Genomic DNA, 20,916 nt, shown 5'->3' with positions numbered 1-20,916 from the left:
CATCAGCGCGAGCAGATGAGAAGTTTCACGCCGTCTTCGAAGAGGGTTTGCATTTTGTCGCCGGGCACCAGCCTTTCGACGATTCCCTTCCCAAAGGAGGGATGGTCGATCAGCTCCCCTTCCTTGAAGGTTTTGTCGGTTGAGTAGGCCTTCAAAGTCCCCTGGGCCCCGGCAACCGCTTCCTGCCAGCTTCTCCTCACGGGAACGGTCTCCTTCCGCGCGGTTTTTTTTGAGGGTTTTTTCTTTCCCGCCGTTTCGGGATCCCGGTAATTGTGTTCCGCAAAACAGGTCTTGCACTGGCACTTGCCGATGGTTGTCGCGTCCTTCATGCTGACAATCACATGGGCCAGCGTCAGTTTGCATTTGCCGCACCAGGATAACACATCCTTGCCGGCGCCGAGTTGTTGGTTTGTCATGGCGATTGATTTCTCCTTGAGGTTGATTGAATGGATCCGCCTTCACACCACGCCCGGATCTGCCTGTAGACGCGGGGGCTTTTTTGCAGGTTGTGGTGCGAAAGGCCGGGGAGGATTTTGCAGTGCTTTTTTGGGAAAGGGATGTTGCTCCCCGAAAAGAGGCCCCGTCCGATTCCGCTCCCCGGATGAACGAGGCCGTCGCCGAAAAAACGCCCCATTATGGAGTCCGCCCTTTTCGAAAGGGTGCTACAGATCAGATAGTGGTCGGCGCTTTTGAGAAGTGGGATTTTGTTTTGGTGCAGGTAAAAAAGTTTTTCGGAATGGCCGTGGTTCCAGTCGTCGTCGATGATGTAACCGTGGCGCATGTCCTTGATGCCGTCGCTTCGCAGATCGATAAACCGGGCCAGCGCCCGGGTGGCGGGGTTGGGGATCCTCTGCAGAATCGCCGTGGTCAGTTTGCCGAATTTTTCAAAGTGGGTCCCCAAGTGGGGCGATCCGAGGTAAAAAATCTTTCGGATCAGCCGGACCCATTTTTTCTTTCCCATTTCCCCGTAATGGCAGGCGCTACGGTAAATCAGCCCCCCCATGCTGTGGCCGATCAGGACGATGTCGGTCACTTCGACGGGATAATTGCGGATGAGCCTTTCCAAAAGGTCGGAGAGGCGTTTGCCATTGGTGGAGATGTGGAGGCCCGAGTTGTAGCGGACAAAGAAAGGGGTGAATCCGGCGTCTTTCTTGAGAAGCAGGCCGTAGTTTTTTGAGGGGTTTCCCTTGAATCCCCAGCTTGTCTGCGAGGCGCAACTGCCGTGCATAAGAATGGATATCTTGCCGGTTTGCGGCAGGTTCATGCCGGCCAGCGCGGCTTTCGTGAGCGGAAGGGGTTTTCCCTCGGCATAAAACTCCATCGGAATGGCAAAGGGGCTTTTTTTCCTTTCGAACGTGTCGCCGACAATGCCGTTGACGATGCTTAATACGGTCATCTAAGTTTTGTACCTTATCTTCTTCACCAGATCCAAAAAGCCGATCTCCCGGTGGATCATGTACTGCTGAACCACCGACATAATCGTGTTGACCATGATGTAGATGACGAGGCCGGAAGGGAGAAAGATCATGAAGGCCGAAAACATAATCGGCATGATCATCATCATTTTCTGCTGGGCCGGGTCGGCGCTGGGGCTGGGGGTGAGCTTCTGCTGGGCCGCCATGAGGATGCCGAGCAAGATCGGCGTGATCAGATAGGGGTCGGGCGCCGAGAGATCGCGGTAAAACCAGAAAAACGGCGCGTGATAAAGCTCAATGGCGTTATAGAGCACCTTGTAGAGGGCGATATAGACCGGCATCTGGATCAACAGCGGCAGGCATCCCCCCATCGGGTTCACCTTGTGCGTCTTGAACAACTGCATCATCTCCACGTTCAACTTTTCCTTGTTGTCCTTGTATTTTTGCCGCAATTCCGTCAGGCGCGGTTGCAGTTTTTGCATCGCCTTCATCGACTGCATCGCCTTTACGTTGATCGGATGGAGAAGGAGCTTGACGAAAAAGGTCAAAACGATAATCGCAATGCCCCAATTCGGGATGATTTTGTGAAAGAAAATCAAAAGCCATAAAATGGGAATGGCCACGAAGCTGAACCAGCCGTAATCGACGCTGTGTTCGAGGTTTACCCCAAGGATTTTCAACTCCTCCCTTTTTTTCGGGCCGAGATAGGCGGAAAAACGCCTCTGTATTTTTTCGCCTGGGTTTAAAGTCACCCCTCCGTAGGAAAGCGAGTTATACACGCCGTCGCCGGCCGATTTTCCATAAACCGCCGAGACCCCATCGACCCCCTCACGGGCCGAGCCGGCCTGGCGGGCGATAATCCCCATAAAAAAGTACCGGTCGGTCAGGCCGCTCCAGTAGATTTTGCCCCGCTCCTCGTTTTTGGGGGCCAGTTTTTCCCAATTCGCAAAGACCTTGAGTTTTCCGTCGACAAAAAGGTCGGGGACAAACAGATCGGGCGGGCCTGTCAGGAAACCAAAAAAACCCCCCCCCTTTTTCACCGCTTTTTGCGGACGGTTGATCCAGAGACGAGGCTCCAGATCGACCGGTTTGTCCCCCCGATTGACAAGCTCGACTGTCAAATCGAGGACATGAGGATTGATCCGGCTGTTTAAAACAATTCTTTTGCGAATCTCCATCGTCGGGCCCTGAAAACTCAAGACCAGTTCGTTTTCCTGTTCCGACTCGACGGTATAAACCGGCTCTGTCGGCTCTGTCCCCCCTTCGAGGCTTAACCGAAAGGCCTGGGTCAATGACCCTTGGGTCAATGACCCTTGGGACACTGTCCCATCTCCTTCACCGGCGCCATTGATCAGATCGATGAAAGGGGAGGTTTCATCCGCGCCGGTGTGAAATTTTTTGAGGCTCCAGTGCTTTAATGCCCCCCCCTTCGTGGAAAAAACCGCCTTGATCTCATCGTTCTCAAAAATAATTTCACGGACGGGGGTGGTGGGGGTTTCGGATTGGGTCAGATTGAGACGATCTTCCGCCGGTTGAAGACCGGATGGGGCCGGCGGCGCCTCGGGAGGCGCTGTTTCCTTCTTTTCGGGAGAGGGTTGCGGCCATCCGACGGGCGGCGGGGGGGCAAACCAAGTGTAGTAGATAATCAAAACCGCCAGACTTAAGACGACCGCCAGAATGGTTCGGGGTGTTTGGGGCATGAGGGAAGGTTTATTGCCATAGGGGAGAAACGATGTCTATCAAAAAGCCCCACCCCTCGCGCTTGCCCGCCTTTGGAGGGCTCCTTTGCCCATGGGATTATTTTCATCATCATCCCAGCAGGCTGGGTTGTCGGCGATGTATTGGCGGATTTTGAACAAATCATCTTCATCACGAATGATATGTTCATAATAATTGCGTTGCCATAAGGGCCCAAGACGCGACAACAATCGATTCACGGCAATCGCAGAAATCGATTTGAACGCCCCAACAACATCCCCCAACGACGTAGGGGCGGGGCTTGCCCCGCCCATCATTCCATCGCCCATCATTCCATTCACCGTGACGGGCAGGGCAAGCCCTGCCCCTACATTTCGTTGAATCATGATAATTCCATGAATATGATTGGGCATGATGATGAACGCATCCAATGTCACGTTTTTGAATCGTTGCGACAGACCATTCCATGCAAATTGAACAATTTCCCCCGCCTCATTCAACACCATCTTCCTGTCAACGATCTTCCCCAACAAACATTCCCGGTTTTGGACGCAAATCGTGACAAAATAAGCTCCCTGTTGGGAATAATCATACCCCGATAACCGTACGGATCGCCGATGATGAATATCTAGATCAAACCGCATGATCCGATTATCGGTTCATGAAACACGAGAGTTGCGGATTATGTAAAAAATGTTCGGGATTACGTATAAAAAATTTTGAGCGGCATCTTTGCCGCCCTGCCCCCATATTATCGGTAAGCTCACGATTTTGTTGCGTGATTTTTTTAAAAAAATTTTATGTTCAATAATACAGCGTAATTTCAAATAATTAGCCCATTTTTTAAAAGACTTAAAGAAAGACCGGAGAAGCTTTTCTTACCGCTTCCAGTAGGCGACATGCCGCATCTTTTGCATCGGCGGCCGCTTCGGAAGAAACATGGATGCCGCCTCCATAATCGCCCGTTTCCCGGAGCGAGCGCAGAAAGGAAAAATCAGCCCCCAAATTTTCAGACCAGAGGCCCTTCATGACCAGATCGCGGTGCACTGCCGCCTCGACCGCGGAATGCTTGACAAAACTTTTACCCTGCACCGAAAAGAGCGCTGACACGGCATAAAAAGCCGCATAATAAGCCCGCGAAGCCGCCGCATCCGGATCGGTCGAAACAAGCGTATCCACGGTTTTCAAGGCCTGCGAAGCGCGTTGCCAAAAATCCAGAGCTTCCTCGTTCATATCTGAATTCCTTCGCTCTTTGCATTCCGGTACAGTGCAAATTGACCCGCCTGATATGCCTGCACATCGACGGGCGTCGAATGAATGGGACGCCCAATTTTAAGCTGAAGGGGATAAAGCGCACGAATAATGAGCCGAAGATCGCTACCAATATCAACCGGACCGTCGAGAAGAACTAAAATGTCAATGTCACTGTCGGCCATGGCTTTTCCCCTGGCCTCAGAACCATAAAGCACCACACCCCGGAACCGATCGGCCAAAACAGAAAGCAAAGACTTGCGAATTTGCTGAAGAACCTGTGGCTCCATAATATCGGGGGCTTTGCCGCTGGTGCCCGGGGTCCCCACCGAACGCCACCGGTTCAAGTGAGGTGGGGGCGGAAACTGATTCCGCTCCCAAGCCGCTTCATCCGCCACTGGCGGCGCGGCTTGGGAACCCTACCCCCCGTTCGCTCGGACTGGCAAAGCCAGATCCTCGCTCACATGAATAATAGGGTGCCAGTCGAGGAGGATGAAGGCAAGTCCAATTTGATCCCTAAAAAAGCCGGAAGTTGTGAGACATAAGTTCTCATGGTACCGGATCGAAACCCCCTTCGCAATAGGGATGACACTTGAGAATCCGGCGTCCAGTCAAATAAACCGCCTTCCCCCAGGAAAATTTTGCAAAACATTGCCGCGAGAACGTAGAACAACTCGGTTCAAACCGGCAAACACGGGGGAGAAAAGGGGAAATCCATCGTTGATATTGCGAAATGAGGAAAAAACTAAACCTGTTTCTTATCATCGGGCTTTGTCCCGCACCCATTGAGGATGAACTTGAACATTTCATGCCAATCGGTCTTTGAAAAAGAGGGGAGGGGGCGGTCGGAAAAAAAAAGATAGTCCCAACACCCAAGACTCCCCTTGTTTTTCCGGAAAAATTCGCGGATCAGCCGCCGTGCGCGGTTTCGAACAACGCTGGGACCAAACCTGCGGGTGAAAACCAGCGCCAGCCGCGGCCGTCCAAAATCGTTTTGGAGCCGGAACAGGCGAATTCCGCCCCCTTTAAAACTTTCCCCCCGGTTCCGGATGCGGCGAATCAGCCGACCATCGTTGATTCTCTCGCTCCGCGTGAATCTTTCGCCAGGCTGTCGACAAAGTCCCATCTGCTTCGTTGCCCGCTTCACCCGCAATCCTCACGTACTTGCGTGTACGCTCCGGTTGCGGGTTTGCGGGCGCCTTGCATCTGGAACTTTCTCAACAGCCTGAACAACACCCGGTTTGTCAACAGATTAACCCTATTTTTTGTAGACACTTGGGGTCAAAACCTTGCGTCCTTTTTTGCGTCGCCTCGCCAAAACACGTCGCCCGCCGGGACTTTTCATTCTTTTCCTGAAACCATGCCGCCGCTTGCGCTTGATTTTGCTGGGCTGGTAGGTCCTCTTCATTTTTTGTTCCTAAATTTTTTTAAATTCCGCAGTGATAAAGAGGGTACCGGTTTTTCACGAATAAATTTCTTTGTCAACGTAAAAAACTTCCAAAAAAAATAGTGAACGTTGACCGGCACTTAATCGCAACAAGAAAAATTCGGAAAATAAATCTGGACAAGGCGCCGCGCTGTGGATAAAAATTCAATTCGCTTTTCAGGGAAATTTGAAAATCGGGCGGCGCTTGAAAGAGAAAAAAGTTTTTGCCCCGAACGGCAAGGGAGGTCGAAGGGATAAAAAAGTTTTTCCTTTTTAAGTCCGCTGGCAGTTCCGGTCTTCCGGTTCTATACGTTTTTCAAACCTCATCGTTCTAATCGTCAGGGGGGGTGGTGTGTCTCAAGGATTATCTGCTCTCGAAGTACGGGCTTCCAATGGGGTTAATGCCGAGATAGCGGGAGAGTTAAGCCTTAAACTCCTCGATTCGCTCAAGACAAAAGTCAGCGAATTCAACTTCAACAACTGGTTTAAGAACGCCCAATGGGTCGTCAACGGCCCCGGGGAAGTAGCCCTCCTTGTTCCCAGCAAGTTCGTCCGCGACTGGATCCTCGAAAATTACCTCGAAGTCATCAAGTTTGAACTGTTCAAGATCACCGGTGCCGAATGCAACGTGAGCGTCAGGATTGACTCGTCAATTCCTTCCCGTTCAAACGGACCGTCCCTTCCTGTCGGTTCTGTGCCATCTCCCGCCACCCCTGTCCGCGGCATGCCGCAGGCCCCAACGCATGAAATACCGGCCAGCCTGAACAGCCGCTATGTCTTTGACAATTTTGTTGTCGGCGATTCCAACCAGTTTGTCCATGCCGCCTGCCGGGCCGTGGCGAACAATCCAGCCAAAAATTACAACCCGCTCTTCATTTACGGGGGGGTCGGCCTTGGCAAGACCCACTTGGTGAACGCCATTGGGATCGAGGTCCTCCGCAAAAACCCGGCCTGCAAAATCATTTATGCGACAGGGGAAAAATTCACCAACGAGGTCATCAACAGCATCCGCTACAACAAAACCTTCGAATTGCGCCAAAAATACCGCAATAACTGCGACCTGCTCCTGATCGACGATGTCCAATTTATCGCCGGCAAGGAAAAAACCATGGAGGAGTTCTTCCATACTTTTAATGCCCTCTACGAGCTCCGCAAACAGATTGTGATGACCTCCGACACCCTGCCGAAGGACATCCCCAATCTGGAAGAGCGGCTTCGTTCCCGTTTCGGCTGGGGCCTTCTGGCCGATATTCAGGCCCCCGAGCTGGAAACACGGGCGGCCATCCTGCGTAAAAAGGCGGAGGATGAGGGAATTGCCCTCTCCGATGAGGTATGCCAGTTCATCGCCTCGCATGTAAAAACAAATGTCCGCGACTTGGAGGGATGCCTCGTCCGGGTTTCGGCCTTTGCCTCGATGGCAAAGATTCCCATCACGGTCGGGCTTGCCCGTGAGGTGCTGAAAAATATCCTTCGCGGATTCTCCACTGTTCCCTCCATCGAGGCCATCCAGCACACCGTGGCTGACTACTTTAAACTCCAGATTGTCGATCTGAAATCACACCGTCGTCATCGGAACCTCGCCGTGCCCCGGCAGATCGCCATGTACTTGTGCAAAAAATACTCAAAGGCCTCATACCCCGAAATCGGAAACAAATTCGGCGGCAAGGACCACACCACGGTCATCCATGCCTTTCAAAAAATAAGCCGGTCGGTCACCGATGACTCCTCCCTCCGCGATCGGGTCGACGCCCTCGAAAAAATCATCGCCGGACATGCATAAACTCCCAGGATCAAGCGGCCCAAATCGCAACATTTGCCCTTGATTTACAAAAATTTTAACGCTAGCTCTTTGTCCTGTAACTGTGAACAAGCTGTGGACTCAATGGCCCAAAAAGGTGTGGATAGTATGTGCTTCATCAACGGATCTTGGGCAACATGATCGGTCTTCCCCGCAAAACGGGGAAAACTTGAAAGCGGCGCCGGATCTTTTATCTTTTGTTTTTTGAACTGTTGGCTGGGTTATCCCGCTATTCACAGGCTCTATCGACGATAACGGTTATAAATAATATATTCTTATAAGAGGGGAGAAAGAAATGGACTTTAAAATCACCAAAAAAGATTTTCTCGATGCCTTGGCCCAGGCACAAGGGGTGGTGGAAAGGAAAAACACCATGCCGGTTTTGTCCAATGTTCTTCTTGACGCGGAGAAACAGGGGCTCAAGATATCTGCGACCGATCTTGAGGTGACGGTTGTGCGGCAATGTCCCGCGCAGGTTCTGCAAGGGGGGAAAATCACCGTTCTGGCGCGGAGCCTTCATGACATTGTCCGCGAGGTCGATCAGGATGAGATTGTCTTCAAGGTGGATGCCCAAGATCGAGTTGAGGTGACCGCGGGTGCGTCGCAATTCAAGATTCCGGGCCTGACCGCCAAGGAATTCCCGGCGCTCCCCACGATTCCTGACAGTTTATCTGAAATCCCCTGTGAGCTGGTGAAAAATATGGTTGAAAAGACCTCTTTTTCGATGTCCACGGATGAAACGCGCTATAACCTGAACGGTGTCCTTCTGCAGGGAGAAAAAGAGGGGGAAGTCAGAATGGTGGCGACCGACGGCCATCGCTTGGCCCTTGTCGATCAGAAGATACCATCCGGCGGATTTGGGGCGGTCAAGGTGATTATCCCGCGGAAGGGGGTTTCCGAACTTAAAAAAATGGTCTCGCAGGAAGGGAGCTTTGAACTGGGGGTGGGGCCGAAAAATCTCTTCGCCCGGAAGGGGAATGTTTCTCTCTTTATTCGGCTGATCGATGGTGAGTATCCAGACTATACCCGTGTTATTCCAAAGGAAAACGACAAGGTTGCCTCTATCCCTCGGGGGCTGTTTGTCGGCGCCCTCCGAAGAGTCTCGCTTCTTTCTAACGAGCGCTCGCATGGCGTTGTCTTGTCTTTCTCCCCCGGCCATTTGGATATTTCGACGAATAACCCGGATTTGGGTGAGGCGCGAGAAGAGCTGACGGCGGAATACAAAGGGCCGAACATGAATATCGGCTTTAATGCCCGCTACTTTCTGGATGTTCTGGATGTCATCCGCGATGAGAAGGTCATTTTGGAGCTTAAGGACGAGCTGTCCCCCTGTTTGATCCGTTCGGAATACGACCGCGGGTTCCAGTGCGTGATCATGCCGATGAGGATTTGATTCATGCGCGTACGCGCATACGTGCGTACGTGCCTGCGTTTGACAGGTGCACATACAGGCGCTTTCTTTAAAAAACTATCTTAAATCGTTCCGAACCGTGACACGAGATCACCTCTTGTCCAAGGGAGAACCGTCGGCGATGATCGAGGCTTTCTTGAACACCCCGCCGGTTTCGCATCAGATCCGGATTTCCTTCGAGACAAGGGAAAACCGGACGACAAGAGAGGTTCTGCTCAACAAAAAAAGACCCCACCTTTTCAGGGAGTACTATGGTCTTGTTCCTCTCCTCCTATTTGAACCGGGGGAGGTCTATCTTTTTCGCGAATCGCCGTCACAACGGCGCAGGTTTTTGAATCAGGCGGTGTTTCTGGATTATCCCGCATCGCTTAAAACCTTGGGTGCCTATGACGAGGTGGTGGCGCAAAAAAACCGGATTTTAAAGGAGGGGAGAGGTGGCAACGCCACTGGCGTCGTCGGCCCTGCCGCCTTGGAGATATGGAATGAACAACTGGCCAAACTCGGGGCGATCATTGTCGAACAGAGAATCGAGTGGGTTCGGAAAATGAACGAGAGGATCGGGGAGGAGTATCGGAATCTGTCGCGCGGAAAGGAAGAGGCGAAGATGGTTTATCGTTCGTCGACGGAAGGGGAGACGGAGGAGGAAATTTTTCAGGCGCTTCAAAATTTAATCCGTGAAAAAGAAGCGGAAGAAAGGCAACGAGGCGAATCGATTGTCGGCCCCCACCGGGACGACTTTTCCTTCCTGATCGACGGCCGTTCCATCAGTGAATTCGGGTCGCAGGGGGAAAACCGCTCCGCAGTGATCGCCCTCAAACTTTCGCAGATCAAATTGCATGAAAAAGGGCATCAAAAAAGCGCCATTTTTCTTCTCGATGACGTTGTTTCCGAACTCGATTCGGATCGAATCGAGGGGCTTTTTTCCACCCTCCAAACCACCCCTGGGCAGGTCTTTATTACCGCCACGGAAAAGTCAAAATTATCCAATGATTTCAAAGAGAAAGGAGCATACTTTTTGGTTGAAGAAGGGGCGGTCCGTGTGCTAGGTTGAAAGTGACTTCAGCGCTCTTTTTATGACTCAATTAACCCTTTCGTCCCAGCAATATGACGCCTCCTCCATCCGTGTTTTGGAGGGGTTGGAGGCGGTCCGCAAGCGCCCCGCCATGTATATCGGCTCAACCGGCTCGGGGGGCCTCCATCATCTTGTCTACGAGCTGGTCGACAACTCCATCGATGAGGCGCTGGCCGGCTTTTGCGACGACATCAAGGCGGTCATCCAGATCGACAACACCGTGACGGTGGAGGATAACGGTCGCGGCATTCCGGTGGGCATGCACCCGACCGAGGGGGTCTCGGCGGCCGAAGTGGCGCTCACCAAACTCCATGCCGGCGGAAAATTCGAAAAGAGCGCCTACAAGGTCTCCGGCGGTTTGCACGGTGTAGGCGTCTCCTGCGTCAACGCCCTTTCGGAAAAACTGGAGCTGGAAATTCGCCGCGACGGCAAGGTCTATCAGCAGTCCTATCAGAGAGGGGTCCCGGACGCCCCATTGAAAGAGGTGGGGACCACCGACAAACGCGGCACCAAAATCTGGTTCAAACCCGATCCCGAAATTTTCGAGTCGCTGGAGTTCAGTTTTGATGTCCTCTCGCAACGCCTGCGCGAACTTTCCTTTTTAAACCGCGGCGTCAAAATCCTCATCCGCGACGAACGGGCCGAAAAAGAGCATCTGTTTGAGTACAAGGGGGGGTTGGTCAGCTTTGTCGAGTTTTTAAACCAGCGAAAAGCGCCTGTTCATCCGAAGGTCATCTATTTTGAGGGGGAAAAGGATGGAGTGGTTGTCGAGGTGGCCATGCAGTGGAACGACGGCTACAACGAAAGCGTCTTTTCCTTTGCCAACAACATCAACACTGTCGAGGGGGGGACGCATCTCTCCGGATTCCGCTCCGCCCTCACCCGCTGTGTCAATGCCTATGCGGAAAAGGCGGGTTTGCTCAAGGGGTTGGAAGAGAAACCATCCGGTGAAGATACCCGCGAGGGGTTGACCGCCATCATCAGCGTTAAAATCCCCGAGCCGCAGTTTGAAGGGCAGACAAAGGCCAAACTGGGAAACAGCGAGGTGGAGGGGATTGTCAAGCAGGCGATCAACGACCACTTCGGCGCCTATCTGGAGGAACATCCCGCCGATGCGAAGCGGATTGCGCTTAAGGTGACGGAGGCGGCGAGGGCCCGCGAGGCGGCGCGAAAGGCGCGGAATCTTGTCCGCCGCAAAAGCGCCCTGGACGTCGGCTCACTCCCCGGAAAGCTGGCCGATTGTCAGGAAAAAGACCCGCGGCATGCGGAACTGTATATTGTCGAGGGAGATTCGGCCGGCGGCTCGGCGAAACAGGGGCGCGACCGGCGAAATCAGGCGATCCTTCCGTTGAAGGGGAAAATTTTAAACGTCGAAAAGGCGCGCTTCGATAAAATGCTCTCCTCCGAGGAAATCCGCGTGCTGATCACGGCGCTCGGCACCGGCATCGGCGAGGCCGATCATAACATCGAAAAACTCCGCTATCACAATATTATTATCATGACCGACGCCGACGTCGACGGCTCGCACATCCGTACCCTGCTTCTGACGTTCTTTTACCGCCACATGCCGCAGGTGATCGAGCGGGGCCATCTGTTCATCGCCCAGCCGCCGCTCTACCGGCTTAAAAAGGGGAAGACCGAGACCTACTTGAAGGACGATCAGGGTTTGAAGGAATACCTGATTGAGTTTGGCGTTGAGGCGGTGAAGGTCAAGACCCGGGGGAAGGAAATTACCGGAAAGCCGCTGGCCGATCTGGTCCGTCTGCTGATTACCTACGGGCAGATCATGGAGCGGGTGGAAAAGCGCTGTGATCCCCGCATTGTCCTTGCCCTGGTGCGCGCCACCCGGATCGATCGCGACGCCTTGAAGGACGAAGCGGCGCTGGCGGCGGAGCTCGAAAAGGTCCGCTCTTTTCTCAAGCAGGAAATCGACGAGATGAGCCACTATACGGAGGAAAATCTTCCGGACGAGGAGCATTCATCGCGGCGGATCGTCTTCCACTCGACCTACAAGGGGGCGCGGCGCGCCACGACGATTGATGACGAATTTCTGGCCGGCGCCGAAATCCATCAGCTCCAGAAGATGGAAAAAGAATTCCGCGAGCTGGGGGAGGGCCCCTACCAGATCTGGCATGATGAGAAGCGCTTTGTGGTGAGAAGGCCGGAGCAGGTGCGCGATTACGTGTTAAACGAGGGGAAGAGGGGGATAACCATTCAGCGCTACAAGGGCTTGGGTGAAATGAATCCGCAACAGTTGTGGGATACAACCATGAACCCCGAAACGCGCACGCTGTTAAAAGTCCAGGTGGAAGACGCCGTGGAATCGGATCAGATCTTTACCGTCTTGATGGGCGACCAGGTTGAACCCCGCCGGGAATTTATCGAGACCAATGCGTTGAACGTGAGGAATTTGGATATTTAGTTTTTCCGTGGCAGATTAAGCCGGTATTAGCGGGAGCGTTTCTCCGATCCTGGGGGTAATTTCGTGCCGCTTGGGCATGTCGTTCCAAAAACGTCCATCCAGTCTTCGACCTGTCCTGCTTTTTTGCACGCCGCCCCACTGTTTGAAGAAAAATGCGACTTCCTTTTTCTCACATAGGCCGCGGATTTGGCGTGCCCACTCCGGATTCATCGGCCTTGCCCCCGGACCGCTTTCACCTCCGACGATAGCCCAATGGATATTGGTTAAATCAGCCGGCCCAACCGGGCCAAGCAACGGTTCAAAAGAGATAAAACGGACTTTGGCGGGAACATTGCGAAGTCTGTCGATACGCCAAAGATATTGTTCGCTCTCAACGGAAACGCCCATCCAGACGTTTTGAGGCCAGGGTAATTCTTGGGCAAGGTCGGCAAGGCGGTCGGCTCTCTTTGTAAGAATCTGAAACGAGTGCCAATTGGCCTCTCGCATGACAGAGAATGCTTTTTTGATGAAAGCAACAGGAACTTTTTCATGGAAAAGATCGCTCATGCTGTTGACGAAAATGGTACGTGGTTTTTTCCATGTTAACGGCAATTCAAGCCGTTCCGGCCATAATTTGAGATCGAACCCCTGTTCATAAGGATGCCCGGAAACACCACGCCATCTTTCGGCAAAGATTTCGGCATAGCAGTGCTTGCACCCCGGGCTGATTTTCGTACGGTTGTTTTTCTCTGTCCTTTTATTCGTTGAATTATCAATCTATTTTCCTTTTCAAGATCAACAAGCGCTACTTTGATATCTTTAGCGACACCTGCGGTATTCTCGTACGCCCAGTCCTCTAATTGCTCATATAACACGCTTCGCTTTGGCGTGAGTCTTGTCGTGCAATTTATTGTCGGCCCGATTTTTGGAAAGATGTGTCGGCAAACCCCTTCCCCTCCCCCCGCGGATCCGAAATGGTGAGGGTTTTCTTTTCGTTCTGAATAAGCAGGGCCTGGACATTCCCCGTCGGCGGCTGTTCCTCGATGGTTCCCTGGCCGGCAAGCGCTTCACGAATGTTGTTGGAAACTTTTGGTTCGACCAGAATCTTGTCGGCGGCCGGTGAATAATAGATTTTCGGCCGGGCAATGGCCCCCGCAAACGACGCCTTCCAGTCCCAGACAAACAGGAAAACCTGAAAAAGATTCACCGGGATGTTAAAGCCCCCCGGAGTTCCGATGACCAGATACGGCTTTCCTTTTTTGAAGACAATCGACGGCGACATGCTGGAAAGGGGGCGCCGCCCGGGACGGATGGCGTTGGCGGTATGGGCTTTAAGCGAAAAATCGGCCATCTCATTGTTCAAAATAATTCCGGTTTCGGGGACGACAACACCGGAGCCAAAAGGGCTGTTCAACGTATTGGTCATCGAGGCGATATTTCCGTCCTTGTCGATAACCGATAGGTGCGTCGTGTGAGTCGCGATGTTGGAAGCGGTGTCGGCCAGGGCGATCTCGCGGTAGTCGAAGTAGTCTTTAATCCCTTTCATCACCGTTTCGAAGGCCTCCGGCGAGAAGGGGCGGGCCCGGTCGAGATTGTTGATGATCGCTTTTTTAAACAGCAGGTCGAGGGCGGCCCCCCCCGAACTGGGGAGGGGGGCGCTGATTATTTTGTAGGGCTCCCGCTGGAACTGATAGGGCTTTCGGAAATAAACCGGGTAGGAACGGAGATCCGCTTCCGTGATCAGGCCCCCCGATTTTTTCATGAAACGGGCGATTTTTTTTGCCAGGGAACCGGTGTAAAAGGAAGCGCTGTTCTTTCGAATCTCGTCCAGGGTTTCGGCCAAATCGGTCTGAACGATCTTTCCGTTCTTTTTCTCATAGGGGTCTGCATAGAGAGCCGTGAAGGCCGGATCATCCTTAAAAACCGGCGCCGTTTCCTTAAGCTTTTCTTCCAGTTTTTCCCTGATCGGAATCCCTTTTCGCGCCAGGTCGATGGCCGGATAGATCAGTTCATCCCACGCCTTCGATCCCCATTTCTTGTGGATTGTCCCCATCCCTTTGACAAAACCGGGAACGGCAACGGAGAGGATTCCCTTTGAAAGACGGGAGGGGTCTTTTCGGTAGAGGGCCTCGGAGGCCTTGATGGGGGCTGTCTCACGGTAGTCGACAAAGGAGAATTTCTTTGCCTTGGCGTCGTAATAAAGCAAAAACCCGCCCCCCCCGAGGCCCGAGTTGAACGGTTCAACGACCGAGAGGGCAAAGGCTGTGGCAATGGCGGCGTCGGCTGAATTCCCCCCTTTTTTGAGAATTTCAATTCCGACTCTGGTGGCCTCCGGATGGGCAGAGACAACCGCCGGCTGGTAGGCGTACGCAGGGAAAATTCCAAATCCCAAGCACCAAATCCCAAACAAACTGCAAATTTTAAAAATCCAAATGAAAAAAACGGGTTTGGTTTTTTGTTTTTTTGAAATTGGAGTTTCCTTGGAATTTGGAATTTGGCCCGCCATAGGCGAATTGGAATTTGACATATCCAGCTTCTTGCTTCCTGCCTCTTTTATGCTAAAAGACCCCCTATTAATGTCCGCCCTATCGGTCGTCAATGCGAAAAAAAACTACGGTCCCGTGCAGGCCCTGAAAGGGATCAGCCTGGAAGTCGGGAAGGGGGAGTTTTTCGGCTTGCTTGGCCCCAACGGCGCCGGCAAGACGACACTCATTCAGTCCATTGTGGGGCTCTGCCATCTGAATGAAGGGTCGATTTCCGTGTTTGGATCGGACGTTCGTCGCGATTATTTGAAGACGCATGCCGTGGTGGGTTTTTCGCCGCAGGATATGAACCTCGACCGCTTTTTTCCTATCCGTAAAATCCTGATGTTTCAGGCCGGGTTCTATGGCCTTAAGCGGCGCGAGCAAAAAGAAATCGTCGGCCGTCTTCTGGAACAATTCCGCCTGACCGAAAAGGCCGATGTCCCCTACTATCGCCTCTCCGGCGGGATGCAGAGGCGCCTCCTTGTGGCCAAGGCGATGGTCGGAAACCCACAGCTCTTGATCCTCGATGAGCCCACCGCCGGGATCGACGTGGAACAGAGGCACGAACTTTGGGAGTACCTTCGCCACTTAAACCGCGACGGGACGACCATCATTCTCACCACGCATTATATCGACGAGGCGGAGGCCCTTTGCCGGCGGATTGCCGTCATCCATCTGGGTGAAATCCGAGAGACAGGAAGCCCGGCCGAATTGATCGAGCAGTATTGTGAAAAACGGGTTTTTTTAAAGATCTCGAAGAAAATTCCGCTTAAGGATTTCAGTTCTCTGGGCTTTGATGTTTCAGTCAACGAGGATACCGTCATCGGAGAAGGGGCCAATGTCGGCGGGATGATCGAAAAATTTTTGGGCGTTCTGGCAAAACACCCTGACTGCCGGATTGTGGGTCTGCATGTGGAGCGGGGAACACTGGAGGATGTGTTTTTAAAGGTGACGGGGGCGCGGATTGAAGGGGCGGAAGATAAGGAAGTTTCTCCCCTTAAGGTAAGGGGAGGTCAGGAGGGGTTATAAAGGATGACTTGGATCGGATTCTATACATTAATCGAACGCGAATTCTACCGCTTCATGCGGCTTTCGCGGCAGACCATCCTGCCGCCGCTGATCACGACGGTCATGTTCATCCTCATCTTCGGCTATTCACTCGGGACGCGGATCAAGGAAATCTCCGGTTTTTCGTATATTATTTATATTCTCCCCGGCTTAATCCAGATGGCCGTAATCACCAACGCCTACGCCAATTCTTCCACCTCCCTCTACATGGCGCGCCTCGAGCGGTCGATCGAAAACATGCTGGTGGCGCCGCTCACCCATTTTCAGATGGTGACCGCCTATATGATCGGAGGCTTGTTACGCGGCATGGTCGTGGCGGGGGTGATTGCGGCGGTTTCCGCTTTTTTCATTGATTTTCCCTTTCACCACTGGGGGCTTATTTTTACCTCCATCTTTTTTACCTCCATCCTTTTTTCCGGTTTTGGCATCATCTCGGCCCTCTATGCCGAAAGCTGGGACAAAATCGCCATGTTCACGAATTTTGTCATTACCCCGTTTGTTTACCTCGGGGGTGTTTTTTATTCGATCAAAATGCTCCCCCCCTTTTGGCAAAAAATTTCGCTGGCAAACCCCATGTTCTATTGCGTCGATCTTGTCCGCTATTCGTTTTTGGGAGTTTCCGATGCCCCCGTGTGGATCGGATTGACGACGGTTATTTCCGCCGCTGTCATCCTCTACGGCGTCTGTATCTATCTCTTCTGGCGGGGATACAAGCTGGTGAATTAGGTTTTAAAATAATGTTCCAGCAAAATCCGTGTCGGTTGATTAAGGCGGAGTTTGAGGGCAGTACGCGGATTCACCCAAAAACCGCTTTCCGATTCGTCATTGAGCCTGAATTTCCGCGAATCGGTGTCGGCGTAAAAATTGATCAGCAGAAAATGCTGATGCGGTCTGTAGAATTCCCTTGAATCGATCGAATCCTGAACCATTGCAAAGCGGATCTTTTTGATTTTCATTCCGGTCTCCTCAAAAATCTCGCGCCGGAGCGCCTCCTCCATCGTTTCCCCCTTTTTGATCTTCCCTCCGGGAATACCGAATGTGTGGCTCCATTTGTGCGTCTGGACGAGAAAGATGTCACCGCGGTTGAAAATCAAGGCGCCGACGGTGGCGAGAGGAAATCCCCCCTGTCCCCCCTTTTTTCCGCCAAAGGCGGATCCGCCTGGGGAGGACAAAGGGGGGGAAGATGCGACTCCCCCCTTTGGCAAAGGGGGGTTGGGGGGGATTTTATTCAAAAATTTCCCCAAACTCCCGTGATCGTTCCAGACAAAATCGGGGGCCGCGGAGAGGAGATGGCGCGGTGTCTGATAGCCGCAAAGAAAGGCGGCGGATAAAACCCCCGCCTTTTTCGCCGCCGCGACATCGTGCTCCATGTCCCCGGCAAAGATCGTCCGGTCTTTTTTTAGTCCGAGGCGACGGCAGATATTGGGAAGCCGCTTCTCCTTGTCGCGGACGCTTCCGAAAATTCCGTCAAAGAAACGGTCGATTTTCAGATGACGGACCATTTTTTCCAAAAGGTCCTGTCGGACGGTTGAGCAGATAAAAAGCTTATATCCCATTCGATGCGCCCGTTTCAGATTCTCCCTCGCCTTCGGGAAAAGCCTCCCCCGTTCGATGTGGTGCATGAAGTGTTCAAAATAAAAATGGGTCACCGCATCCATGTCGGCGTTTTTGAGAAAATACCGGTAAAATTTCCAGGCGGGGAGGACAAAGTGTTCTTTGTAATCGTCGATCGAAACAAGTTTTCCACCGAAGGCTTTAAGCGTGGCGACGGTGGAATGATGCGAGATTTCAAAATCGTCAAAAAGGGTGCCGGACCAGTCGAAGATTATGTTTTGGAGATTCATCCGGAATATTCGGCATACAGATTCGGCGTCTCGTACAGGCGGACTTTTTTAAGGCGGCAATTCGGGGGAAAGGCGTTTTTCAGTTCCATAAAGGCCCAGACGGCAATCTATTCGGCCGTGGGGAGTTTTTACTGAAAAAAGGGGATGTCCTTGTTCAAAAATTTGTGGTCAATCCGGCTCATAATTTTTTCGCGAACAATCCGGTCGATCTCATAGCCGTTGATAATCATCCCGGTCTCGGCCGGGACATCTCCTTCCAGCGTCACTTCCAGTTTATACTGATGCCCGTGCAAATCGGCGCAGTGGCCGAAGGCGGCGCGATTCTTGGCGCTGTCCCAATCGGGCCGGTTAAGCTGGTGGGCGGCGCAAATGTCGTAGGAGGCGGTGAGGGATAGATGAGGTGATTTATTTTCCATTGCGAATGAGAGAAATAAATTCTTCACGCGTCGCCAGACGACGGAATCCGCCGAGCATGGCGGAGGTGATCATGCTTGATCCCCTTTTTTGCACCCCGCGCATCTGCATGCAAAGGTGCTCGGCCTCGATGATTACCGCCGTTCCTTTCGGTTTGAGGGTTTCTTGCAACGTATCGGCGATCTGCTGGGTCAGCCGCTCCTGCACCTGAAGCCGCCGCGCATAAATTTCCACCAGCCGCGCGATTTTTGAAAGGCCCACAATCCGGTTGTTGGGAATATAAGCCACATGGGCCCGGCCGAAGAAAGGGAGGAGGTGGTGCTCGCAGAGGCTGTAGAGGACGATGTCTTTCACGACGATCATCTCGTCGTGCTTTTCGTTGAAAATGGCGCTGTTGATGACGTCAAAAGGATCTTCTTCGTATCCTTTGGTCAGGAATTTAAGCGACTCGACGACGCGGGAGGGGGTTTTTAAAAGCCCCTCGCGGTCCGGATCTTCCCCCACGCCGCGCAAAAGAATGCGGAGGGTTTCCTCCATCTCGCGGCGCGCGGGCAGAGAAACCGGTTTAAAAGAGGTCGGCGTCCTATCTTCAACAAGGGCAATCGGTTGTGTCTTTAATGCCTTGGGCATCTTTTTTCCGGATAAGGGATTGAAGAGTCCTACCCAATTTGCTAGGGCGGTGTCAATGCGAACCGTCAGGCGCGACCATCTGCATCTCACCCTCGAGTACGACCACACCCTCGGTTTCTATCACTGGGAAAAAAAGCGGAAACAGAAGGTGATTGTCGATTTAAAGATCGAATTCGATGTAAAAAAAGCGGCAAAGAGCGATCACCTCAAAGACACTATCGACTACGATGTCGTTGACGCGCTGGTCTTGAATGTTCTGAAGCGGAAACACTACAATCTGATCGAAACAATCGCCGAGGAGGTGGCCCGCGAGATTCTCGCTCTTAAGGGAGTCCACGGGGTGGATGTCAGCGTGGACAAGCCTCTCGCCATCCCGCACGCGCGGAAGGTATCGGTTTCGATCTATCGGAAAAAGTAACAGTTCGCAAACAAAGAGAGTCCCTTTGTCTTCGCAATTTTCGTAAGCCGCTTAAGAGTTGACTTGTTTTGTCGGCAGATGTGGCTGGCGGGAACGAAAATTGCTCCGTCACAGGGCTCTCTTTGTTTGGCTGTTACAAATTTCAAATCCGCGACAAAAATTCCACCGCCAGGTAAACCACCGCCGTAAAAATTACGGCGACGTGAATCACCCCCTTCACGGAGGCCATCGGCCCCGGTTTTCCCTTGAGCGCGTTTATCTGCAGAAGCAGGGCGAGGAGGGCGATCACGATGCCGATCGGCCAGAAATTGACGGTTGAAAAATCACGGTCAAATCCCAAATGCCTCGCGGCCCCCATGAAAAAGAGCATGGGGAACGAAAAGACGACATTGGTCCGTGAGGCGCAGAGGGCGCGGGCCCCGCAGACAGCCGCCTTCTCAAGCGGCTTTCCCCCCGAGAGGACCTGGTTGGCCGATGCAATGACCGTTTTTTGGTTCGGCCAAATGACAAACCAGACATTAAACCACATCAGGGTGCCGAATCCGGCGCCGATCAAAATCAGGAGAAACCAGCTGGAGTGCCACGGCATGCCGGCATGAAGTGTTCCGGTCAGGATAAAAAGGCCGGAGAGAAAGGTGACCATGGCGCCCCACCGAAACCACCCGAGGGCCCTCGGGACCAGTTTTTGCGTGGCGATATTTTTCACCCCCGCCTCGATCTCCTTGAAAAATTCCCCCTGAATGAAGTTGAAGTAATACAAAAGTCCGATCCAGATGACGCCGAAAATAAAATGAATCCAGCGCAAGAGAAAAAGAATTCCATCCATATTGAATAAGGCCATTTTCATAGTATCCTCCATGGTTGCCGGGAGTTAAATTAACTCCTTCATCGTCCTTGTCGTCTCCGCTCCCACCTCGCTTTATCCTCCCTATTCGGTCGGCGCTCGGCGGGAACCCTCCTCCTTGGTAAGAAAAGCGGGGGTATCTTTGCCAAATTTCCGAATAATGTCAATCAGAGGGAGAGCCAGTCGTTTTCAACCGAATCCCGGCCTTTGTCCGCCGGCTCCTCAAAAATGCTGAAGGTATCGGCCAGATAGATGCCGAGGTCGGCATCCGCCCCGGAGCGGGAAGGGATAAAATCGGAGAGGAGGATAAAGGCAACGACGGCAGAGGCGGCGGCGGGGATGAGCCACTGAAGGGGGCCAAAAATACGCTCCAGTCCTGTCGGCCTTTCGTGAAGCTCGCGGATGACGCGGAAGATCCGTTCCCTCTCCCCCGGCTTTGGCGGAGGTGGATAAGGCTGGTTGGCCTTAAGAAAATAGGTCAGCTTCTCCACAGTTTTTGGATCAAGTTCGTTTGTCATAGCGGTATTCCTTTGGTTCGCAGGATTTCGGCCATCCTGCTCTTTGCATGAAAGAGACGCGACTTTACCGTTCCTTCCGGAACGTTCATGATCGCCGAAATTTCGGCAATCGTCACCCCCTCCATGATATTGAGCACCAAAACCTCCCGGTGCTCCCCGCTTAATTCGTTCAATCCTTCCCTC

25 protein-coding genes are annotated in these 20,916 nt (G+C 52.7%); 7 read left to right on the top strand and 18 right to left on the bottom strand.

Annotated features, from left to right (window positions below; translation table 11 throughout):
- Positions 1–2: 2 nt before the first annotated feature.
- The 9 genes from HYU99_02585 to rpmH form a co-directional block, all read right to left on the bottom strand.
- Positions 3–416 carry a hypothetical protein gene (locus HYU99_02585; GenBank protein ID MBI2339242.1) on the bottom strand — a complete coding sequence of 138 codons (414 nt, stop codon included), beginning with the start codon at positions 414–416 and terminating at the stop codon, positions 3–5.
- On the bottom strand, positions 413–1,396 hold the full coding sequence (locus tag HYU99_02580) for an alpha/beta hydrolase (protein ID MBI2339241.1): 984 nt from the start codon (positions 1,394–1,396) through the stop codon (positions 413–415). The genes HYU99_02585 and HYU99_02580 overlap by 4 nt, the downstream gene beginning before the upstream one ends.
- Entirely contained in the window at positions 1,397–3,115 is a 1,719-nt protein-coding gene (gene yidC, locus HYU99_02575) for a membrane protein insertase YidC (GenBank protein ID MBI2339240.1), read from the bottom strand.
- Positions 3,116–3,154: 39 nt separating this feature from the next.
- Positions 3,155–3,757 carry a transposase gene (locus HYU99_02570; protein ID MBI2339239.1) on the bottom strand — a complete coding sequence of 201 codons (603 nt, stop codon included), beginning with the start codon at positions 3,755–3,757 and terminating at the stop codon, positions 3,155–3,157.
- A 208-nt stretch (positions 3,758–3,965) separates the two neighbouring features.
- Positions 3,966–4,346 (bottom strand): HEPN domain-containing protein, encoded by a 381-nt coding sequence (locus HYU99_02565; protein MBI2339238.1) that lies wholly within the window; start codon positions 4,344–4,346, stop codon positions 3,966–3,968.
- A complete protein-coding gene (locus tag HYU99_02560; protein MBI2339237.1) occupies positions 4,343–4,654 on the bottom strand; it encodes a nucleotidyltransferase domain-containing protein in 312 nt (103 codons plus the stop codon). The genes HYU99_02565 and HYU99_02560 overlap by 4 nt, the downstream gene beginning before the upstream one ends.
- A gap of 259 nt (positions 4,655–4,913) precedes the next feature.
- Positions 4,914–5,129 (bottom strand): membrane protein insertion efficiency factor YidD, encoded by a 216-nt coding sequence (gene yidD, locus HYU99_02555; GenBank protein MBI2339236.1) that lies wholly within the window; start codon positions 5,127–5,129, stop codon positions 4,914–4,916.
- Positions 5,110–5,511 (bottom strand): ribonuclease P protein component, encoded by a 402-nt coding sequence (rnpA, locus tag HYU99_02550; GenBank protein ID MBI2339235.1) that lies wholly within the window; start codon positions 5,509–5,511, stop codon positions 5,110–5,112. The genes yidD and rnpA overlap by 20 nt, the downstream gene beginning before the upstream one ends.
- Positions 5,512–5,622: 111 nt before the next feature.
- Positions 5,623–5,772, bottom strand: a complete 150-nt coding sequence (gene rpmH, locus HYU99_02545; protein ID MBI2339234.1) for a 50S ribosomal protein L34 — start codon at positions 5,770–5,772, stop codon at positions 5,623–5,625.
- Between the two features lie 370 nt (positions 5,773–6,142).
- Between rpmH and dnaA the strand changes: the two genes are divergently transcribed.
- The 4 genes from dnaA to gyrB all read left to right on the top strand — a co-directional run bounded on the left by dnaA (position 6,143) and on the right by gyrB (position 12,493).
- Positions 6,143–7,570 (top strand): chromosomal replication initiator protein DnaA, encoded by a 1,428-nt coding sequence (gene dnaA / locus HYU99_02540; protein MBI2339233.1) that lies wholly within the window; start codon positions 6,143–6,145, stop codon positions 7,568–7,570.
- 313 nt (positions 7,571–7,883) lie between these two features.
- Positions 7,884–8,981, top strand: coding sequence for a DNA polymerase III subunit beta (gene dnaN, locus HYU99_02535; GenBank protein ID MBI2339232.1), 1,098 nt, complete (start codon positions 7,884–7,886; stop codon positions 8,979–8,981).
- A gap of 46 nt (positions 8,982–9,027) precedes the next feature.
- Positions 9,028–10,050, top strand: a complete 1,023-nt coding sequence (gene recF / locus HYU99_02530; GenBank protein ID MBI2339231.1) for a DNA replication and repair protein RecF — start codon at positions 9,028–9,030, stop codon at positions 10,048–10,050.
- A gap of 22 nt (positions 10,051–10,072) precedes the next feature.
- Positions 10,073–12,493 (top strand): DNA topoisomerase (ATP-hydrolyzing) subunit B, encoded by a 2,421-nt coding sequence (gene gyrB, locus HYU99_02525; GenBank protein ID MBI2339230.1) that lies wholly within the window; start codon positions 10,073–10,075, stop codon positions 12,491–12,493.
- Positions 12,494–12,508: 15 nt separating this feature from the next.
- Here gyrB and HYU99_02520 read toward each other — a convergent pair whose 3' ends face one another.
- On the bottom strand, positions 12,509–13,249 hold the full coding sequence (locus HYU99_02520; GenBank protein ID MBI2339229.1) for a phage Gp37/Gp68 family protein: 741 nt from the start codon (positions 13,247–13,249) through the stop codon (positions 12,509–12,511).
- A 130-nt stretch (positions 13,250–13,379) separates the two neighbouring features.
- Positions 13,380–14,864, bottom strand: a complete 1,485-nt coding sequence (locus HYU99_02515; GenBank protein MBI2339228.1) for a gamma-glutamyltransferase — start codon at positions 14,862–14,864, stop codon at positions 13,380–13,382.
- A gap of 184 nt (positions 14,865–15,048) precedes the next feature.
- On the opposite strand from HYU99_02515, the gene HYU99_02510 reads away from it, so the two are divergent.
- Both HYU99_02510 and HYU99_02505 read left to right on the top strand, forming a co-directional pair.
- Positions 15,049–16,026, top strand: coding sequence for an ABC transporter ATP-binding protein (locus tag HYU99_02510; protein MBI2339227.1), 978 nt, complete (start codon positions 15,049–15,051; stop codon positions 16,024–16,026).
- Between the two features lie 3 nt (positions 16,027–16,029).
- A complete protein-coding gene (locus HYU99_02505) occupies positions 16,030–16,791 on the top strand; it encodes an ABC transporter permease (protein ID MBI2339226.1) in 762 nt (253 codons plus the stop codon).
- Here HYU99_02505 and HYU99_02500 read toward each other — a convergent pair.
- From HYU99_02500 to folE, 4 genes are read right to left on the bottom strand one after another with little or no spacing between them, the layout of a single operon-like run.
- Positions 16,788–17,909: an HAD hydrolase-like protein gene (locus tag HYU99_02500; GenBank protein ID MBI2339225.1), complete on the bottom strand. Its 1,122-nt coding sequence runs from the start codon at positions 17,907–17,909 to the stop codon at positions 16,788–16,790. The two genes, HYU99_02505 and HYU99_02500, sit on opposite strands and share 4 nt — an antisense overlap.
- Positions 17,906–17,998 carry a hypothetical protein gene (locus HYU99_02495; protein ID MBI2339224.1) on the bottom strand — a complete coding sequence of 31 codons (93 nt, stop codon included), beginning with the start codon at positions 17,996–17,998 and terminating at the stop codon, positions 17,906–17,908. Before HYU99_02495 ends, HYU99_02500 begins: the two co-directional genes overlap by 4 nt.
- Before the next feature lie 39 nt (positions 17,999–18,037).
- Complete coding sequence (locus HYU99_02490; GenBank protein MBI2339223.1) at positions 18,038–18,325, bottom strand: 6-carboxytetrahydropterin synthase; 288 nt, start codon at positions 18,323–18,325, stop codon at positions 18,038–18,040.
- The gene (gene folE, locus HYU99_02485) at positions 18,315–18,953 is read right to left on the bottom strand and encodes a GTP cyclohydrolase I FolE (protein ID MBI2339222.1); all 639 of its coding nucleotides are present in this window, start codon (positions 18,951–18,953) and stop codon (positions 18,315–18,317) included. The genes HYU99_02490 and folE overlap by 11 nt, the downstream gene beginning before the upstream one ends.
- A gap of 55 nt (positions 18,954–19,008) precedes the next feature.
- On the opposite strand from folE, the gene folB reads away from it, so the two are divergent.
- Positions 19,009–19,371 carry a dihydroneopterin aldolase gene (gene folB, locus HYU99_02480; GenBank protein ID MBI2339221.1) on the top strand — a complete coding sequence of 121 codons (363 nt, stop codon included), beginning with the start codon at positions 19,009–19,011 and terminating at the stop codon, positions 19,369–19,371.
- A 142-nt stretch (positions 19,372–19,513) separates the two neighbouring features.
- Here the strand turns inward: folB and HYU99_02475 are convergent, their stop codons facing one another.
- From HYU99_02475 to HYU99_02465, 3 genes are all read right to left on the bottom strand, one after another.
- Positions 19,514–20,218, bottom strand: a complete 705-nt coding sequence (locus tag HYU99_02475; protein MBI2339220.1) for a urate hydroxylase PuuD — start codon at positions 20,216–20,218, stop codon at positions 19,514–19,516.
- Between the two features lie 164 nt (positions 20,219–20,382).
- Positions 20,383–20,733, bottom strand: a complete 351-nt coding sequence (locus HYU99_02470; protein ID MBI2339219.1) for a hypothetical protein — start codon at positions 20,731–20,733, stop codon at positions 20,383–20,385.
- Positions 20,730–20,916 (bottom strand): RNA polymerase subunit sigma (locus HYU99_02465; GenBank protein MBI2339218.1); only part of this gene is annotated, 187 nt, incomplete at its 5' end. The genes HYU99_02465 and HYU99_02470, both read right to left, overlap by 4 nt.

It is taken from the genome of Deltaproteobacteria bacterium, from assembly GCA_016183175.1.
GTDB lineage: Bacteria > UBA10199 > UBA10199 > UBA10199 > SBBF01 > JACPFC01.
The sequence above is the reverse complement of the archived record's forward strand: the minus strand, read 5'-3'. Positions and strand labels throughout refer to the sequence as shown.

What these genes read in the sequence shown, in the direction of transcription:
- HYU99_02585 (MBI2339242.1), bottom strand. Translation starts at nt 416, where the DNA reads ATGACAAACCAACAACTCGGCGCCGGCAAGGATGTGTTATCCTGGTGC.
- HYU99_02580 (MBI2339241.1), bottom strand. Translation starts at nt 1,396, where the DNA reads ATGACCGTATTAAGCATCGTCAACGGCATTGTCGGCGACACGTTCGAA.
- yidC (MBI2339240.1), bottom strand. Translation starts at nt 3,115, where the DNA reads ATGCCCCAAACACCCCGAACCATTCTGGCGGTCGTCTTAAGTCTGGCG.
- HYU99_02570 (MBI2339239.1), bottom strand. Translation starts at nt 3,757, where the DNA reads ATGCGGTTTGATCTAGATATTCATCATCGGCGATCCGTACGGTTATCG.
- HYU99_02565 (MBI2339238.1), bottom strand. Translation starts at nt 4,346, where the DNA reads ATGAACGAGGAAGCTCTGGATTTTTGGCAACGCGCTTCGCAGGCCTTG.
- HYU99_02560 (MBI2339237.1), bottom strand. Translation starts at nt 4,654, where the DNA reads ATGGAGCCACAGGTTCTTCAGCAAATTCGCAAGTCTTTGCTTTCTGTT.
- yidD (MBI2339236.1), bottom strand. Translation starts at nt 5,129, where the DNA reads ATGATAAGAAACAGGTTTAGTTTTTTCCTCATTTCGCAATATCAACGA.
- rpmH (MBI2339234.1), bottom strand. Translation starts at nt 5,772, where the DNA reads ATGAAGAGGACCTACCAGCCCAGCAAAATCAAGCGCAAGCGGCGGCAT.
- dnaN (MBI2339232.1), top strand. Translation starts at nt 7,884, where the DNA reads ATGGACTTTAAAATCACCAAAAAAGATTTTCTCGATGCCTTGGCCCAG.
- gyrB (MBI2339230.1), top strand. Translation starts at nt 10,073, where the DNA reads ATGACTCAATTAACCCTTTCGTCCCAGCAATATGACGCCTCCTCCATC.
- HYU99_02510 (MBI2339227.1), top strand. Translation starts at nt 15,049, where the DNA reads ATGTCCGCCCTATCGGTCGTCAATGCGAAAAAAAACTACGGTCCCGTG.
- HYU99_02505 (MBI2339226.1), top strand. Translation starts at nt 16,030, where the DNA reads ATGACTTGGATCGGATTCTATACATTAATCGAACGCGAATTCTACCGC.
- HYU99_02500 (MBI2339225.1), bottom strand. Translation starts at nt 17,909, where the DNA reads ATGAATCTCCAAAACATAATCTTCGACTGGTCCGGCACCCTTTTTGAC.
- HYU99_02495 (MBI2339224.1), bottom strand. Translation starts at nt 17,998, where the DNA reads ATGGAACTGAAAAACGCCTTTCCCCCGAATTGCCGCCTTAAAAAAGTC.
- HYU99_02490 (MBI2339223.1), bottom strand. Translation starts at nt 18,325, where the DNA reads ATGGAAAATAAATCACCTCATCTATCCCTCACCGCCTCCTACGACATT.
- folE (MBI2339222.1), bottom strand. Translation starts at nt 18,953, where the DNA reads ATGCCCAAGGCATTAAAGACACAACCGATTGCCCTTGTTGAAGATAGG.
- folB (MBI2339221.1), top strand. Translation starts at nt 19,009, where the DNA reads ATGCGAACCGTCAGGCGCGACCATCTGCATCTCACCCTCGAGTACGAC.
- HYU99_02475 (MBI2339220.1), bottom strand. Translation starts at nt 20,218, where the DNA reads ATGAAAATGGCCTTATTCAATATGGATGGAATTCTTTTTCTCTTGCGC.
- HYU99_02470 (MBI2339219.1), bottom strand. Translation starts at nt 20,733, where the DNA reads ATGACAAACGAACTTGATCCAAAAACTGTGGAGAAGCTGACCTATTTT.